Source organism: Burkholderia anthina, from assembly GCF_001547525.1.
Classification (GTDB): domain Bacteria; phylum Pseudomonadota; class Gammaproteobacteria; order Burkholderiales; family Burkholderiaceae; genus Burkholderia; species Burkholderia semiarida.
Genome location: NZ_LNJP01000004.1, coordinates 116,239 through 132,273, shown reverse-complemented (window position 1 = coordinate 132,273; position 16,035 = coordinate 116,239). Strand labels below are relative to the sequence as shown.

15 protein-coding genes are annotated in these 16,035 nt (G+C 69.7%); 1 reads left to right on the top strand and 14 read right to left on the bottom strand.

From position 1 onward, the window contains the following. Nucleotides 1-11 precede the first annotated feature (11 nt). The 13 genes from sctT to WS64_RS29745 form a co-directional block, all read right to left on the bottom strand. Nucleotides 12-821 (bottom strand): type III secretion system export apparatus subunit SctT, encoded by an 810-nt coding sequence (sctT, locus tag WS64_RS29805; RefSeq protein ID WP_059584718.1) that lies wholly within the window; start codon nt 819-821, stop codon nt 12-14. Continuing rightward, nucleotides 815-1,501 carry a hypothetical protein gene (locus WS64_RS29800; protein WP_060968684.1) on the bottom strand — a complete coding sequence of 229 codons (687 nt, stop codon included), beginning with the start codon at nt 1,499-1,501 and terminating at the stop codon, nt 815-817. Before WS64_RS29800 ends, sctT begins: the two co-directional genes overlap by 7 nt. After that, entirely contained in the window at nt 1,494-2,870 is a 1,377-nt protein-coding gene (gene sctN, locus WS64_RS29795) for a type III secretion system ATPase SctN (protein ID WP_060968683.1), read from the bottom strand. The genes WS64_RS29800 and sctN overlap by 8 nt, the downstream gene beginning before the upstream one ends. After that, the gene (sctL, locus tag WS64_RS29790; RefSeq protein WP_059639764.1) at nt 2,867-3,496 is read right to left on the bottom strand and encodes a type III secretion system stator protein SctL; all 630 of its coding nucleotides are present in this window, start codon (nt 3,494-3,496) and stop codon (nt 2,867-2,869) included. Before sctL ends, sctN begins: the two co-directional genes overlap by 4 nt. Next, complete coding sequence (locus WS64_RS29785) at nt 3,478-4,224, bottom strand: SctK family type III secretion system sorting platform protein (protein ID WP_060968682.1); 747 nt, start codon at nt 4,222-4,224, stop codon at nt 3,478-3,480. The genes sctL and WS64_RS29785 overlap by 19 nt, the downstream gene beginning before the upstream one ends. Then, nucleotides 4,221-5,105: a type III secretion system inner membrane ring lipoprotein SctJ gene (sctJ, locus tag WS64_RS29780; protein ID WP_059639766.1), complete on the bottom strand. Its 885-nt coding sequence runs from the start codon at nt 5,103-5,105 to the stop codon at nt 4,221-4,223. The genes WS64_RS29785 and sctJ overlap by 4 nt, the downstream gene beginning before the upstream one ends. Nucleotides 5,106-5,158: 53 nt before the next feature. After that, nucleotides 5,159-5,635: a hypothetical protein gene (locus WS64_RS29775; protein ID WP_060968944.1), complete on the bottom strand. Its 477-nt coding sequence runs from the start codon at nt 5,633-5,635 to the stop codon at nt 5,159-5,161. Nucleotides 5,636-5,759: 124 nt separating this feature from the next. After that, on the bottom strand, nt 5,760-5,972 hold the full coding sequence (locus tag WS64_RS29770) for a hypothetical protein (protein WP_006480857.1): 213 nt from the start codon (nt 5,970-5,972) through the stop codon (nt 5,760-5,762). 140 nt (nt 5,973-6,112) lie between these two features. Further along, nucleotides 6,113-7,462, bottom strand: coding sequence for a type III secretion system inner membrane ring subunit SctD (sctD, locus tag WS64_RS29765; RefSeq protein WP_059639767.1), 1,350 nt, complete (start codon nt 7,460-7,462; stop codon nt 6,113-6,115). Next, nucleotides 7,443-9,482 carry a type III secretion system outer membrane ring subunit SctC gene (sctC, locus tag WS64_RS29760; RefSeq protein WP_059639768.1) on the bottom strand — a complete coding sequence of 680 codons (2,040 nt, stop codon included), beginning with the start codon at nt 9,480-9,482 and terminating at the stop codon, nt 7,443-7,445. Before sctC ends, sctD begins: the two co-directional genes overlap by 20 nt. Next, entirely contained in the window at nt 9,482-9,760 is a 279-nt protein-coding gene (gene sctS, locus WS64_RS29755; protein ID WP_006480854.1) for a type III secretion system export apparatus subunit SctS, read from the bottom strand. Before sctS ends, sctC begins: the two co-directional genes overlap by 1 nt. After that, on the bottom strand, nt 9,757-11,973 hold the full coding sequence (sctV, locus tag WS64_RS29750) for a type III secretion system export apparatus subunit SctV (protein WP_060968681.1): 2,217 nt from the start codon (nt 11,971-11,973) through the stop codon (nt 9,757-9,759). Before sctV ends, sctS begins: the two co-directional genes overlap by 4 nt. 250 nt (nt 11,974-12,223) lie before the next feature. Next, nucleotides 12,224-13,057, bottom strand: coding sequence for a helix-turn-helix transcriptional regulator (locus tag WS64_RS29745; RefSeq protein ID WP_059639770.1), 834 nt, complete (start codon nt 13,055-13,057; stop codon nt 12,224-12,226). 283 nt (nt 13,058-13,340) lie between these two features. On the opposite strand from WS64_RS29745, the gene WS64_RS29740 reads away from it, so the two are divergent. Beyond that, nucleotides 13,341-14,249 carry a helix-turn-helix transcriptional regulator gene (locus WS64_RS29740; RefSeq protein ID WP_060968943.1) on the top strand — a complete coding sequence of 303 codons (909 nt, stop codon included), beginning with the start codon at nt 13,341-13,343 and terminating at the stop codon, nt 14,247-14,249. 113 nt (nt 14,250-14,362) lie between these two features. Here WS64_RS29740 and WS64_RS29735 read toward each other — a convergent pair whose 3' ends face one another. Then, nucleotides 14,363-16,009: an NRAMP family divalent metal transporter gene (locus WS64_RS29735; protein WP_059639771.1), complete on the bottom strand. Its 1,647-nt coding sequence runs from the start codon at nt 16,007-16,009 to the stop codon at nt 14,363-14,365. Nucleotides 16,010-16,035: the final 26 nt, after the last annotated feature.

The following is a 16,035-nucleotide window of genomic DNA, read 5'->3' as shown; positions in this document are numbered from 1 at the left end:
CTCCCGCGCGCTCAGCCGCCGCCGTGCGCGGCGAACAGCGCGCGCAGCAGCGCCACGAGCCCGCTGTCGGGGCTCAGCAGCGCGTGCAGCGACGCGTACACCACCGGCAGGAACAGGATCATCATCAGCATCGCGAGCGCGCTTTTCAGCGGCTGCGAGAACACGAAGACGTTGAGCTGCGGCACCGCGCGCCCGACCAGGCCGATGCCGAGCTCGACGAGCACCAGCACGATCGTGACCGGCGCGGCGAGCTTCACCATCCATTCGAAGATCGTGTCGGTCTGGCGCACGATGAAGGTCTGCAGCATCGACGAGAAATCGGGGCCGAGCGAGCCGATCGGCCACCATGCGTACGACTGCGCGAACAGTTGCACGAGCACCTGCAGCCCGCCTGCCGTGACGAACAGAGCGATCGCGACGAAATTCAGGAATCCCGAGGTCGGTCCGCCCTCGTGCCCGCCCATCGGATCGAAGAACGCGGCGCTGCCGCTGCCGGTCTGGAAGTCGATCAGGTAGCCGACGCCCTGGATCGCGAACAGCACCGCGCTGAACGCGCCGGCGAGCAGCATGCCGACCATCGCCTCCTTCGCGACCAGCAGGCACCACATCAGGAACGGCAGCGCGGCCACCTGCGCGGCATCGATCGCCGGCGCGACGAACGCGGCGATCACGACCGCGATTCCGTTGCGCACGAGGCCCGTGATGATCTGCTCGTTGAATACCGGCACGACCAGCATGATCGGCAACAGGCGCGGCATCACGTAGAGCAGCGGCCGCAGCATGCCGGCGACGTCGTTGAAACCCGCGGCCTGGTCTAGCATCGGCGCTCCGCGGCGGCGGGCGGGGCGGGATCGCCAGCCGCGTCAGGCACCTCGGGCACGTCGGACAGCACGGTTTCAGCGGCGATGTCGGCGCCCGCCTCCGTTTCGGTCATGGCCGCATCGAACGCGGCCGCGGCCGCCGGCGGCGTGGACGCATGACGTGCCGCGTCGCCCGCGCCGGCCACCCAGGTGCCGCCCGTCGCGAAGCGCCGCACCGCGTAGCCGTCCGCGACGTCGTCGGCGTCGCGCTCGACCCGCGCGGCGCGCGCGTGCAGCGCCTTCTCGCCGGCCTTCTCCAGCTTGTCCTCGGCGGCCTTCGCCTTGCGCGCGGCGCGCTGCAGGTCGGCGAGCGTCGCTTCGTGGCCGCGATGCACGTGCGCGGCCTCGCTCACCGACGCGTTCGCGTTGCCGATATGCCGGTCGAACGTGCGCGTATCGGCCGCCGCGTCCTGCAATGCACGCGCTTCACGCACGTCGTCGGCCAGCCGCGTCTGGATCGCGGCCTTCGCGGCGACCTGCTGCGCGAGCTGCGCCTGCGCGGCCGCGAGCGCCCGCCGGCTCTGCGCGGCGATGCCCTGCTGGCGCGCGGCCGCGACGCGCGCGATCTGGCTGCGCATCTCGCGTACGCGCTTCAGGCGGGCGAGCGTCGCGAGCACGAGGCGGTCGTCGGCTTCAGACATGATCGTTCGCCAGCTTCGTCAGCTTCGCGAGCAGCGCGTCGAAGCGCACGTCCTCGTCCGACGCCTGCGCGCAGAACGCGCCGATCGCGTCGCGCGCGCGCAGCGCGAGATCGCCGAGCCGATCGCTGCCTTCGCGATACTCGCCGATCTGCACGAGCAGCTCGATCTCCTGGTACTTCGCGATCAGCTCGCGCACGCGCGCGGCCGCATGCTGGTGCGCGCGGCTCGCGACGAGCGGCATCACGCGCGACAGGCTCGCGAGCACGTCGATCGCCGGATAGCGGTTCGCGAGCGCGATCTTGCGCGACAGCACGATATGGCCGTCGAGGATCGAGCGCACTTCCTCGGCGATCGGATCCGATTCCTCGTCGCCTTCGACGAGCACCGTGTAGAGCGCGGTGATCGACCCGTGCGCGCCCTGCCCAGCGCGTTCGAGCAGGCGCGGCAATACCGCGAACGTCGAAGGCGGGAAGCTGCGCCGCGTCGGCGGCTCGCCGCTCGCGAGGCCGACCTCGCGCTGCGCGCGTGCGAAGCGCGTCAGCGAATCGACCAGCAGCAGCACGCGCTTGCCCGCATCGCGGAAGTGCTCGGCGATCGCGGTCGCGACCAGCGCGGATTTCACGCGCTCCATCGCGGGGCGGTCCGACGTCGACACGACGACGATCGAACGCGCGCGCACCTCGGGCGACAGGCTGTGCTCGATGAATTCGCGGACCTCGCGGCCGCGTTCGCCGACGAGTGCGATCACGTTCACGTCGGCCTGCGCGCCGCGCGCGATCATCCCGAGCAGCGTGCTCTTGCCGACGCCCGAAGGCGCGAAGATGCCCACGCGCTGCCCGACGCCGAGCGTCATCAGGCCGTCGATCACGCGCACGCCGGTCGCAAACGGCGTGTCGATCATCTTGCGCGTGAGCGGGTTCGGCGGGTCCTGCTGCGTCGAAACCCACGCGGCGCCCGTCACCGGCCCGCGATCGTCGAGCGGCCGGCCGAGCCCGTCGAGCACGCGGCCGAACAGCCCCTCGCCCACCGGAAATACATGCTCGCGCCCGGACGGCACGACGGTCGTCTCCGGCGACAGCCCGGCCACGTCGCCGAGCGGCGTGAGCAGCGTCGTCTGGCGCGAGAAGCCGACCACCTCGGCAAGCAGCGTCGGCTGGTTCGGCGTGCGCAATTCGCAGATCTCGCCGAGCCGCGCGCGGATACCCGTCGCATTCAATATCTGCCCGACCGCATGATTGACGCGGCCCTGCACCGACACCGGCGAGAAGAACTCGAGCCCCGCGTCGAGTTCGCCGACGAGGCGGCCGCGATCGAACGGCGCGCCGTCGTCGTCGCCGAACGTTTGCCGATCGTCGAGCGGCCCGTTCATCGCGCGGCGCCCTTCAGCGCGTCGCGGCGGATCGCCTGGCGCAACGCGTCGATCTGCAGGTCGAGGCTCGCGTCGATGCGCCCGGAGGGCGTCTCGACCGTGCAGGCGTGGCGTTCGAGCTGCGCGTCCTCGACGATGCGGATCTTCTGCCGGTTCGACTGCCCCGCGAACGCGCCGTCGAGCGCGTCGCGCATCTCGTCCGTGCGCCCGGGCGCGACGCGCACGATCAGGAACGCCTCGTCGCGCACGAGCGGCGCGATCCGCGCGAGCGCGGCCTCGTACAGCTTCTGCGTGCTCATCTCGCCGACGATCGCGCGCACGGCCTTCACGACGATCTCGGCCATCGCATCCTTCATCGTCTCCATCGTGCGCGTGGCCGCGAGCGCCTGCGTGTACGCCTGCGCGGCCTGCTCGCGCTGCGCGCGGCGCATGCCTTCGTCGTAGCCGGCCGCCTGGCGCTTGTCGAATTCGCGCTGTGCGTCGGCGACGATGCGCGCGGCCTCTTCATGCGCGGTCGCGATCACCGCGGACGCGTCGAGCAGCGCCGCGTATTCGCGCTCCTTGAGCACCTTGCGCTCCGACAGCAATTGCAGGTTGTCGCTCGTGATCAGAAAAGCCAGTCCCATGACGCAAGCCTCTCGGGAATCAGAAACAGGAACATCAGTTCGCCGAATTGATCGCGCTGCGCGCGGTTCAGCCAGTACGGCGCTTCGTCGTCGATCGCGCGGTTGAATTTCAGGCGCACGCGCCGCGCCACCGCGTCGCCGGCCACGCCGATGAAATCCGCGAGCAGCCGGCCGCCGCGCGCGCGGATCACGACCGGCAGCGCGGCGGGATCGGCGCGCCACGGTTCGAGCGTTTCGGCGATCGCGCCGAATTCCGGCGCGCGTTCGAGCGCGAGTTCGAGCGCATCGCCGCCGAGCCGCGCCGCCACTTCCGCGCGGATGCGCCGCCCGGCCAGCGCGTCGCGCAGCCACGCGCGATGCAGCAGCAGCCCCGCATACGCGGCCAGCTGCTCGAGCGCCGCGCCCGGCAGCAGCGCGAGCCGCGCGCACGGATTCGCCACGTCGAAGTCGTGCCGGTCGGCCACGCCGTTCAGCGCGAGCAGGTGCCGCGCCAGCAGCTTGCGGCCGGCCGCGCCGAACGCATCCGGCGAACGGTAGCGCGCGGGCCACTCGGCCGGCACGCGCGTCACGTGCAGATAGCGATCGGGCCGCAGGTTGAAGTCGCACACGAGCGCATGAAACGCGGCGGCACGCGCGGCAGGCGGCGGCGCAAGCGGGTGCGGCCACGGCAGCGGCGCCGCGTGGAACGCGGCCGCTTCGCCCGGCGGCAGCGCGCGCGGATCGCTCATGCGCCGTCGCGCGCGCCGTCCGGCGTACGCAGCCCGCCGCCCGCCTGCTGCGCGGCCGCACCGCCGCCGTTCGCGCCGCGCGGCGCGCCGAGCAGGCCCGCGAGCCGCGCGCCGAACATCCCGCGCCGGGCGGCCGACAGCGCGATCACCGCGCAGGTCAGCAGGATCAGCGCGAACACGAGCCAGCCGAGCGGCGAGCGCAGCCGCAGGATGTCCGACACCGCGCTGCCGATCCCGTCCACGCGCGTCGCGCGCGCCGCGGCCGGCTGCAGGAACAGCGACACGTTGTCGTACTGCAGCCCTTCGATGCTGTGCGCGACGAGATCCTTGACCATCGGCGCCATCGCGCGCAGGTCGACACCCGGCCGGTAGCGGATGTACACCGCCGCCGACGACGGCTTGATCTTGTCGGCGAGCGGATCGTTCTCCGGAATCACGACCTGCACGCGCGCGACCACCACGCCCTCGATGTCCTGCAGCGTGCGCGACAGGTCCTGCGACACGCCGTACAGGTAGCGCACGCGCTCCTCGGCCGGCGTCGACACGAGGCCCTGCTTCTGGAACAGCTCGCCGAGGCTCGCATAGCTCGGCTTCGGCAGCCCGTTCGCGTGCAGCACCGTGAGCGCCGCCTGCATGTCGCCGTCCGCGACGCTCACGAGCCACGCGTTGCGGTCCGACGTATCGCGCGCGTCGTTGTCCTTCGACGCGCTGATGCCCGCGTCGCCGAGCACCGCGATCATCTGGTTCGCGTCGCGCTCCGACAGGCCCGAGTACAGCTCCTTCTGGCACCCGGCCAACAGCACGAGCAGCCCCGCGAGCAGCGCGCGCGCCGCCCGGCTGCGCCACGCATGCGTGCGCGGCGTCGAATCGATCGTCGTCATCGTTTGTCCGCTTCAGGGCGCGTGAGGCCGTATCCTCCGGCCCGCACGCGCTTTCACTCCTGCGTCTTCAGCACCGTATGCGTGAAGCCGTTCGCCGCCTGCGCAACCGACAGGCTCAACTGGTATTCCGAAATCGTGGTGGTTGCCGTCCACTGGAAATCCATCGCCTTCACCATCGTCATCAGCGGGTCGCTGCGGCTGTCCGCCATCGACGTCAGCATCTCGGTGCGATGCTTGTCGATGTTCGCGTACCGCGAATCGAGATCGTTGCCGTACGTGCGCAACCGCTCGACGAGCGACGACGGGTTCGCCTGCGCGGGCGTCATCCGCACGGCCGGCGCCGCATCCGCCGACGCGCGCGACATCGCGACGCCCGACGAAGACGGCGCAGCGGCCGGCGACGCGCCCGGCTGCATCAGCGCATCGAACTGGCGCACCTGCGCCGGATCGGACGTCGCGCCCGTTTGCTGAGCGGCGCCCGCGAGCGCGGCTGCGCCCGGCGGCGCCGCGCCTACGCCTGTTACCGACATGATCGTGTCCTCCTTGACCGGCAGGGCCGGAAACGGGCCGGCCGGCACGCGCACACGCCACGCCGGGCGCCCGTCATGGGCGGCTCCGGCACGCGGCGTCGCGCGGCACGGCCGGCGACCGGCGTCACGCGCGGCCGGCGGAACTCAGGTGTTGCGCAACCTGGGCGTTCGCCGTCCCCTCCTGCGCGGTCACTGCGTTGCTGGTTTCGAACGTCGCAGTCGATTGCTGAACCTGGAAATTGATCTTCGTCAGTTCGAGCTGCGTCTTGGTCAGGTCGTCGGCCTGCTTCTGCACGTCGCCCGTGTTCGTCACACCACCTGCTGCCGAGGTACCCATGCTTCGCTCCTTTACGTGAACCACACTCCACATTCCGGCGGCGGCCCCATGCCCCGCCGGCGACGTGACGCGCCGCATGCATGCGGCGTGTCGCGTGATGCGCGCATCGCGAAACGCGCTGCGCCTGATTCGTCGCGACGCTAATGCGCCGCCTCCTTCGCCGATACCCCGACACCGGCCGCCGGCTCGCCGGGCAGCAGCGTCGGTCCTGGCACCGGCCGCGCGACGCCGGCCGCCGCGCCGCTCGCGAGCGGCGCCACGGGCGGCGCGCTCGCCTGCTCGGGCGCGCTCGCCGGCGCGCCGCCGAGCGGCATCGTGATGCGCTGACCGTTGCGTGCGAACACCACTTCGTCCGGGCCGATCGACACGACCGTCGCGCCTTCCTTCATCCGCGCACCTTCGAAATAGCGGCTGCCGTCGACCGTCTCGATGTAGCGCTGGTCGCCGTCGCCGGCGAACACGGTCGTGATCTCCGGAATGCCCGCCGTGCCGCCGAGCGTCGTCGCCGTGCGCGGCGCGGCCGCGTCGGCATCGCGCACGTGATCGACCACCTCGAGCGCCGGGCGCGCATCCTTCATGTAGTTGCGGATGCGCGGCTCGATCTGCGCGCGCGCGGCCGCCCCCGTCAGCTCGATCCGGCCGCGGCCGAGATACGTGACCGTCAGCGCCGTGTCGCTGAAATAGGTCTGCGCGGTCGCGACCAGATCGCTGACCACGTAGATGTTGCCGAGCGCCGCGTTGTCGACGCCCGCGACGATCTGCGCGACGCGCTCGCGCGCGGCCGGGTCGCTCACGTAGCCCGACACGATCACGCCGTCGTCGCGCGGTGCGACCGCCAGCTCCGGATACGCGTGCAGCAGTTGCTGCAGCCGGTGCGTGCGCGCGAGCACCGATTCGTGCTGCCACGGCAGCCGCCCCGACCACGCGACGAAGCCGTAGCCGAGCGCGCCGAGCAGCACGCCGACCCACAGCGCGACCAGCGCGATCACGAGCCGCCGGCTGCCCAGCCGCCGCAGCCCGCCCGTGAGCCAGCCGAGCCACGCGGCCTCCCGCGCGGCGTCCGGCGCATCCGTTTCGTCGGGCACCGCGACGCTCGCCTGCGCATGCCGTGCGATGCCGAGCCGGATCGAGCCGACGGTCACGACGTCGTTCGGCGTCAGCGAGCGGCGGCCGGCGCCGAGCGGCTCGTCGTTGAACAGCACCGGCGCGCCGGTGTCGCCGCCGTGGTTCTGCACGGTCACCGCGAGCGCGCCGACCTGCAGGCACACCTGCTTCGCGCCGATCTCGCGATCGGGCAGGATCACTTCGCAGTCGGCCGCCGTGCCGACCCAGTTCGCGCCGCGCGCGAGCGACATCGTGCGGCCGTACATCGGCCCGCTCAGGAAGCACAGGTTCCACGGCGACGCGAGCGCGGCCGAACCGGCCCCCGCGCCTGCCGCGCCGCCGGGCAATGCGCCGTCGCCGTGCGGATCAATGATGCTCGTCGACATGCGTGACCACTCCTGCGGTCGTCGCCGCCGGCTGCGACGCCGCGCCCACGGGCGGCGGCAACGCGGGCGGACCGAACTTCGTGCCGGGCAGCGGCTTCGGCGTCAGCGGCACCGTGACGTCGTTGTCCGGCGGCCGATACATCGACATCCCCTCCGGGTTCGCCGGACCGTCGACGCCCGGGTTCACGGGCGAGCCGTCCGGCGCATACATCGACGCGTTCGTCACGACGCGCGGCGTCAGCAGATAGAAGCGCTCCATGTGGTTGCCCGACTTGTCGGTGTACTTGAACAGGTTGCCGATCAGCGGGATGTCGGACAGCCAGGGCACGCCGCTCTTGTTCAGCCGCACCTCGTCGTCGTTGAAGCCGGCGATCAGGAGGCTCTTGCCTTCATCGATCATCGTCTTGGTGACGATGTTGCGCTGCTGGATCACCGGCACGTTCGACACGGCCTGCCCCGGCACGATGTTGCCGTCCTGGATGTCGATCGACATCATCACGCTCTGCGGGCTGCCGGACACGGCCGCGGCGTTGCGGATCGCCTCGTCGACGATCATCGGCGTCACCTTGATGCTGGTGCCGGTCGTCACGCTGTACAGCGACGAATCCTGGTAGCCGGGCACCTGCACGTAGAACTGCGTGAGGTTCTCGAGGATCGCCTCGGTGTTGTCGAGCGCGAGCACCTTCGGCTTCGATCGCAGTTGGGCCTGACCCTTCTGCGCGAGCGCGTTCACGCGCGTGAGCAGGTAGTTGCGCAGCGAGCCGCCGATCGACGCGGTCAGCGCGATGCCGGTCGGCATGAAGGTGCCCGTCTGCCCGGTTTCCGACGTGCCGATGCCGAACGTCAGCGGCGGGTTGCCGACGCCGTTGTACTGCGTGTTGCCGTTCAGCGGGTTCTGGCCGTTGCCGATCTGCACGTCGCCGTGCGTCGTGTGCAGGCGCCAGTCGATCCCGAGGCTGTCGAGCGAATCCTCGTTGATGTCGATGATCGTCACATTGATCTCGACGATGCGCGGCCGCTCGTCGAGCTGGCCGATCAGCGACTGGTAGCGATACATGTTCTCCGGCAGGTCGCGCACGATCACCGCGTTGATCGCCGGATCGGCGACGATCTGCGGCAACGTGTCGCCGCCGCCGGTCGAGAACGGCGAGAAGCCGCCGCCCACGCTGCCGTCCGTACCGCCATAACCGCCCTGCCGCGGGCCGCCGGAGATGTCGGGGAAGTCGAGCCGCGGCACCGCGATCGTCAGCCCCGAGCCAAGCTTCACCTGTCGCGCGGCCTGGCCGAGCGGCGTGCTCGCCGGCGCCGCGGCCGTGTCGCCGGTCTTGCCGAACAGCCGGCGCAGGATCGTCGCGACGCCCGGCACCGTCACTTCCTTGCCCGAGCGGTTGATCGTGAAGTCCGACGCCCAGCCGTATTTCAGCCGGAACGCGCGGATGTCCGCATGCGCGCCGTTCGCCGACGGATCGCCGACCGAGCCGATCGCCTGCCGCACGAGTTCGACATAGCGGCGCGGGCCGGCCACGTACACGCTGTTCGAGCGGTCGTTGATCACCAGCGTGTAGCGCTTGTCCGGAATCTGCATCGCCTGCAGCGCACGGCCGATTTCGCCGGATGCGTTCGGCGGGATCGGGATCATCTGCGTCTGCGACTGGTCGGCCGGATCGACGTACAGGAACGAGCCGTCGTAGTACCACGTGAGCCCGTAGGTCGAGCAGATCGTGTCGAGCGTCTGCTGCGGCGTGCCGGAAAAGCGGCCGCTGATCACGCCGTCGACCTTCGGGTCGACCACCGCCGTCACGCCCTGCGACGACGCGAGCTCGCGGATGAAGTCGCCGATCTTCTTGCCGTTCGCGACGATCGTGAACGGCTTGTTGCGCCAGCGCAGGTCCGCGGCGCGCGCATGCTGCGCGGGCGCCATGCACAGCGACGCCGTGAGCAGCGCGGTCGCGCACACGGCAAGCGCGGCCCGTTGCAGGCTGCGCGGTTGAAACCGGATCGAGGCGACGCGTCGACGCATCAAAGGACTCCTGTTGAAGAAACGAACATGCGTTCCAGCGCCTGCTGCGCGAAGCGCAGCACTTCGCCGCCGAGCCAGCCCGACAGCAGCACGAGCGCGACCATCACGGCGATCAGCCGCACCGCGATGCCGATATTGGCGTCCTGCACCTGCGTGACGGCCTGCAGGATCGCGACGACGAGGCCCGTGACGGTCGCGATCAGCACGATCGGCAGCGACAGCAGCAGCACGAGCATCAGCGCCTGGCGCGTCAGGTCGAGGATCGTCGAGCTCGTCATTGCACGGCTCCCGGCGCGCGCACGTCGGCGCCCGCGCCGACCGTGCCGTCGTCCGGCGGGTTCTTCACCCAGCCGACCGTATGCAACTGCACGTCCTCCTCGACTTCCTGGTACGACAGCACCGCGAGGTCCGGCAGCACCGGCTGCAGGATCGTCTTCACGTAGCGGCGCGCGCCGAGCGCGACCATCACCGCGAGCCGCGCGGCGCCCGGCGCGTTGCCGTGGCCACTGTGGCCGCCGGGGCCGGCCGCCTGCGCGGCCTGCACGATCGCGCGCACCTGTTCGCCGATGTCCTGCTTGACCGCGCTCGACAGCGCGAGGAAATTGCCCTGCTTCGTGCGCATCACCGCGCGCTCGATCCGCTCCTGCAGGTTCTGCTCGAACAGCACGACCCGCAGCTGGCGCGCCGTGCCCGCGTGGCGATCGGTGATCATCCGGCGCAGGTCGACGCGCACGAGTTCGACCAGCGCGATCACGTCGTCGGGCTCGTTCGGCGCCCACGTGATCAGGCTCTCGAAGATCACGCGCAGGTTGCGGATCGGCACCTGTTCGGCGAGCAGCCGGCGCAGCACTTCGGTCACGCGCTGCAACGGCACGAGCCGCGTCAGTTCGCCGACGAGCTCCGGGTGATCGCGACGCACCAGATGCACGAGCGCCTGCGTCTCCTGGATGCCGAGCAATTCGTCCGCATGCTGGCGCACGATCTGCTCGACGTGCGCGGCCAGCGCGCTTTCGCTCGACAGCCACTTGCCGTCCGGCGCCGCGCCGTCGGGCTTGATCCACAGCGCGGTCGCGAACGGGCCGAACGCCTCGGCCGGCTGGCGCTCCGCACGCTCCGGCAGCGGCGCGACGCCGTCCCACAGCAGCCAGCCCGGCTTCAGCGCGCCGTGCGCGGCGAGCACGTCCTGCAGGTAGATCCGGTACGTGCCGGCCGCCGCGCCCTCGTCGTCGTTCAGCGTGATGCGCGGAAACACCGTGCCGATGTCCGCGTCGACGCGCGCCTTCGCGCTCGACAGCGCCGCCTGCAGTTGCGCGAGGTTCAGGCCCGTACGCAGGTCGTCGGACAGCGACACCGCGATCAGCGACGTGACGCCGGCCGCGTGCGACACCTTCGCCGGCTGGCCGTCGTCGGCCGCGCCGACGCGCCCCGCGACATGAATCAGGTTGAAGCTCGGCGCGGACGTCTTGCGCTTCAACTGCGTGAACGCGAAGGCGCCGAGGCCGAGCGCGATCAGCGCGAACGACCATTTCGGAAAGCCGGGCACGACCAGAAAGCCGCTCAGCACGAATGCCGCGATCAGCAGCGCGCGCGGGTGCGCGCCCAGTTGCTCGCCGAGCTGTTCGCCGAGCTGGCGCTGCCGCGCATCGCGCGTCGCGACGCGCGTCGTCACGATGCCGGCCGCGATCGATACCAGCAGCGACGGAATCTGCGACGCCATCCCGTCGCCGACCGTCAGGATCGCGTAACGCTGCAGCGCCTCGCCGATGTCCATCCCGTGCATCAGCGTGCCGACCGCGATCCCCGCGACGATGTTGATGAACGCGATCACGAGGCCCGCGATCGCGTCGCCCTTCACGAACTTCATCGCGCCGTCCATCGCGCCGTGCATCTGCGATTCCTGCTCGAGCTTCTCGCGGCGCTCGCGCGCCTCGTCGGCGCTGATGATGCCCGCGCGCAAGTCCGCATCGATGCTCATCTGCTTGCCCGGCATCGCATCGAGCGAGAAGCGCGCGCCGACTTCGGCCACCCGCTCCGACCCTTTCGCGATCACGATGAACTGCACGACCGCGATCACGAGGAACACGACGCCGCCCACCACCACGTTGTTGCCCACCACCAGCCGCCCGAACGCGTCGATCACGTGGCCGGCGTTCGCATGCAGCAGGATCAGCTTGCACGACGCGATGTTCAGCGCGAGCCGGAACAGCGTCGTAAACAGCAGCAGCGCGGGAAACGACGAGAAGCTGACCGCCGACGGCACGTAGGTCGACACCGTCAGCAGCACGACGCTCGCCGCGAGATTCAGCGAGATCATTCCGTCGAGCGCCGCCTGCGGCAGCGGCAGGATGAACAGCGCGACGACCGCGACGATGAAGGTCGCGAGAAACAGGTCGGCGCGCGGCGAGGCGCCTCCGAGGCGCCGTCCGGACACGCCGCGGCCGGCGGAAAACAACCGCTGCCAGTCGCGGGGGAGCGCCTTCGGTTCAGCCATCGTGCCGTTGTCCTGTCGTTATCGCCGGCTGGCACGGGCAACCCTTCCCCGTGCTGCGCGGACCGTTGAATGGGACGAGTGTAGCGACGGGAAACCGCGGAAAAAGAAGCGCGCCTCGTAGCGTGAAAGCGCGTTTTCCTCAGACGATCGAATCGGACTACGAAACCCGGCGGCCCGCTCGGGCACGCGCCGCCGGAACCGCTTCCATCGCGCGCCGCGGGCGCCGGCGCGTGTGTCCGGCAGGCTTGCGTCAGGACGGCAGCCGCCGCGCGGCGAGATACGCGAGCTGCGCGCGGTTCTGCACGTTGAAGAGCTTTTCCAGCGAGCGGATGTGGTGCCCGACCTTGTGCAGCGACGTGCGCAGCGCGCTCGCGATCTCCTGGTCGGACAGCCCGTGCACGAGCCGGTCGAGCACCTGCTGCTGCTCGTCGGCGAGCGCGAAGCCGCGCATGCGCGCGACGCGCGCCTCGAGGAACGGCAGCGCGACGCGATGCACGGCAAGGCTGACCGACAGCGCGCCGCCGATCACGCGATCGTCGATCCATTCGGTGCCGTGCGTTTCCGACGTCAGGTTCACCGCGACGCGCAGGTCGAGGCGCGGCGCCGACAGGCTGAAGATCACGCCGCTGTTCATCGCATGCGCGCGCAGATGGCCGGCGAGCGCCAGCACCTTGCGGTCGCCGCTGCCGTGCGCGGCCGCCTCGATCTCGTCGAGCCGCCACGCGACCGGAAAGCCGCTCTGCCGCACCTGCGCGAAGCGCGGGTCGCTGTCGTACAGCATCCCTTCGATGAACGGCTGCATGAACGTCGCCGGCGCGAGGTCGCGCAGCAGATGCGCGCGCAGAATGCGCCGCCCGATCATTTCGTAGGCGCCGTAACCGAGCGTACTGAATCCGATTTGCCGCAATCGCGCATGGCATTGCGCGAAATCGAATGACGCGAGGTCGGTTTTACCGGGTGCTATTTGAATACCGGTAAAAACGTCACGCTCGATTGCGTGATATTCGTTCGAATAAGCGGCCGCGGCCGCTATATCGGCTTGTGAGAACCATTCGACGCGTGGTGCGCCGTCAGCATATGTCATGAGGAGCCCACCCTTTCCCATTATGTGAAACTGCGCCCCGTCACGATCTGGTCTTTTCTTTATGATTTTCTGGTCGTCGTTATATGCGCGCGAACATGAACCTTTCGCCGACATTAGTATTACGGCATATTACCCACACACCGGCATTTTTGTACAATGCCCCCGCGTTTCGTCAGGGATGACGGTCGGCGCAGATCACAACGATGCTCGGTCGCACCGCCGCGAATGCCGTACACGATACGGCCGCCGCCAGGCGATGCGCGTCGATTCCGAGGGATGGCTCATGTCCGATATTGCATTGCACGAAGAAGCGGTCGCCCCAACCACCTTGCCGCGCGCGTCGCGCGGATCGGACGCAGGCGCGGACGCGCTGCGCGAGCGCACCGTGCAGGTCGTCTGGTGCGACGACGTCAAGCGCGGCGACGTCGCGCAGCCGCACGCGCCGAAGCTCGGCGTGGCCGATACGCTCGCGCACGCGCAGAGCACGGCCGAGCGCAACCGGATCGTCACGAGCCTGCTGCATCTGACAGGCTTCTCGACGTTCGCGTACTTCGCACTCGAATTCACGCGCGAGCGCGTCGAAAGTCTCTACCTGCACGAGGCGTTCACGCCGGCCACCTATCGCGGCGACTACGTGCGCCACAACCATCACGACGTCGATCCGCGCACGCTCGGCGCGCGCGTGTGCAACATGCCGATCGTGTGGGACCTGCAGCAATTGCGCCGCGAGCACCGCGAGCGCGACGACGCACCGCGCGTGAGCCCTGCCGCGCTCGACGGCTTCCTGCAGACGATGCAGGACGACGGGATGTGCAGCGGCATCATGTATTCGATGGCCGTGCCCGGCACGCGGCTGCACGCGTTCATGAGCTTCACCGCGCCGCGCCGCACGCGCGAATGGATCACGCCGGCAACGATCGAGCAGGCGCTGTCGATCGGGCTGTCGGTACACAAGTTCGCGTCGCCGCAATTGATCTCGACGTCGCGCGAGCGCGCGGTCAACGGGCTCACGCCGTTCGAGCAGGAACTGCTGTTCGGCATCGCCGAAGGCGCGTCCGACAAGGAAATCGGCCGGCGTCTCGACACCAGCGCGCACAACGTCGACTATCACCTGCGCAAGCTGCGCAAGCGCTTCGGCGTCGCGAACCGGATCCAGCTCACCTATCTGACGTCGAAGCTCGAGTTGATCTGACGACGGCGGCGCAGTGCGGTTTCGCGCCGACGAACGCGTCAACGCACATGCGGCCTCGCGGGCCGGCATGTGCGGGTGGCGGCGCGGCGCCGCTTGCTGGCGGACGATCGCCGTTACTTCATCAGCGTCATCTGCACGACCTTCACGATCACGAGGCCGACCGCGATCACCAGATAGCCGCGCAGCACGGCCATCCAGATCCGCGTCGCGAGCGTCATGTTCCGCGGTTCGAGCGTATCGAGCGGCGGCATGCGCCACGTGTCGCGCAGCGAACGATCGACGGCCGGCTCGACGACGCGCCTGTTGCGGCGAATCAGTACCGTCGCGAGATAGCCGGCGATCGCGAGCACGGTGCCGCCCACCAGCACGTCGACGATCGCCTCGCCGCTGATGTCCGGATACATCACCGACGCGGTCAGGATGATCGACAGCAGCACCAGCACCCAGATCACCGCGCCCGTAAATATGTTGAGCTTCGTCGAATTGACCCAGGGCCCAAGCACCTGGCGGTCGTTGCACAGCACCAGCAGGAACACCGTCGCGCTCGGCAGCAGCACGCCGGCCAGCGTCTGCACGGCTTCGGTCAGCAGGCCGAGCGGGCTGCCCGGGATCAGCACGAGCGCGGCCGCGGCCGCGACGATGCCGAAATAGACGAGATAGAACCCCTTCGCGTCGGTCACGCCGCGGTGCAGCGAGTGGCGGATCCGGAATACGTCGCCGATCGCGTACGCGGTCGACAGCGACACGGCCGCCGCGCCGATGATGCACGCGTCGAGCAGCGCGACGGCGAACAGCGTCGCGCTCGTGCGGCCCGCATACTTCTCGAGGCCCGCGATGACGCCGCCCGCGTCGGTGAAGTTGCCGGCTTCCGGATGGCCGCCGAACAGCGCCGAGCTGAAGCCGATCATCGCGACCGCGCCGACCAGCACGAACGCGATGCCGATCCACAAGTCGGCCTTTTCATATTTCATGAAGCGCGGCGTGATGCGCTTGTCGATCACGTAGCTTTGCTGGAAGAACAACTGCCACGGCGCGACCGTCGTGCCGACGATACCGATCACGAGCAGCATCACGTCCGACAGCTTCGCGTGCGCGGGCCAGTTCGGCACGAAGAAATCGCGCGTCATCTGCGCGACGGGCGGGTGGATCGACACGAGCACCGGCACGAGCAGCAGGCTCAGCACGCACAGCCCGATCGCGAACCGCTCGAAGCGCCGGAAATCGCCGGTACTCACCGCGGCCATCGTCAGCGCGGCGGCCACGCACACGCCGGCCACCTTCGGCAATCCGAAGAAATCGAGCACGAAGGTGATGCCGATGAACTCGGTGACGATGGTCAGCGCGTTGAGCAGGAACAGGTCGATCACGCTGAACGCGCCCCAGAACTTGCCGAAGCGTTCGAAGATCAGGCGCGCATGGCCGACGCCCGTGACCGCGCCGAGGCGCAGCACCATTTCCTGGTTCACGTACAGCACGGGCACGAGCAGCAGCAGCGTCCACAGCAGCGTCGTGCCGTAGTTCTGGCCGGCCTGCGTATAGGTGCCGAATGCGCCGGCGTCGTTGTCGCCGACCATCACGATCAACCCCGGGCCGATGATCGCGAGCAGCGTGCGCAGGCGCGCCCACCACGTGCCGCGCGCGCCGGTGTCGTGGTGCGAGATGGTGCCGAGCGCACCGCGGATGTCGCCCAGATGGGCTTCGTCGAGCACGGCGCCGCGCTCGACCGCGATCGGTGGAGAGACGTTGGAGGGCGTGGACATGATGTGTTCCGTACGGCTAAGGGTTA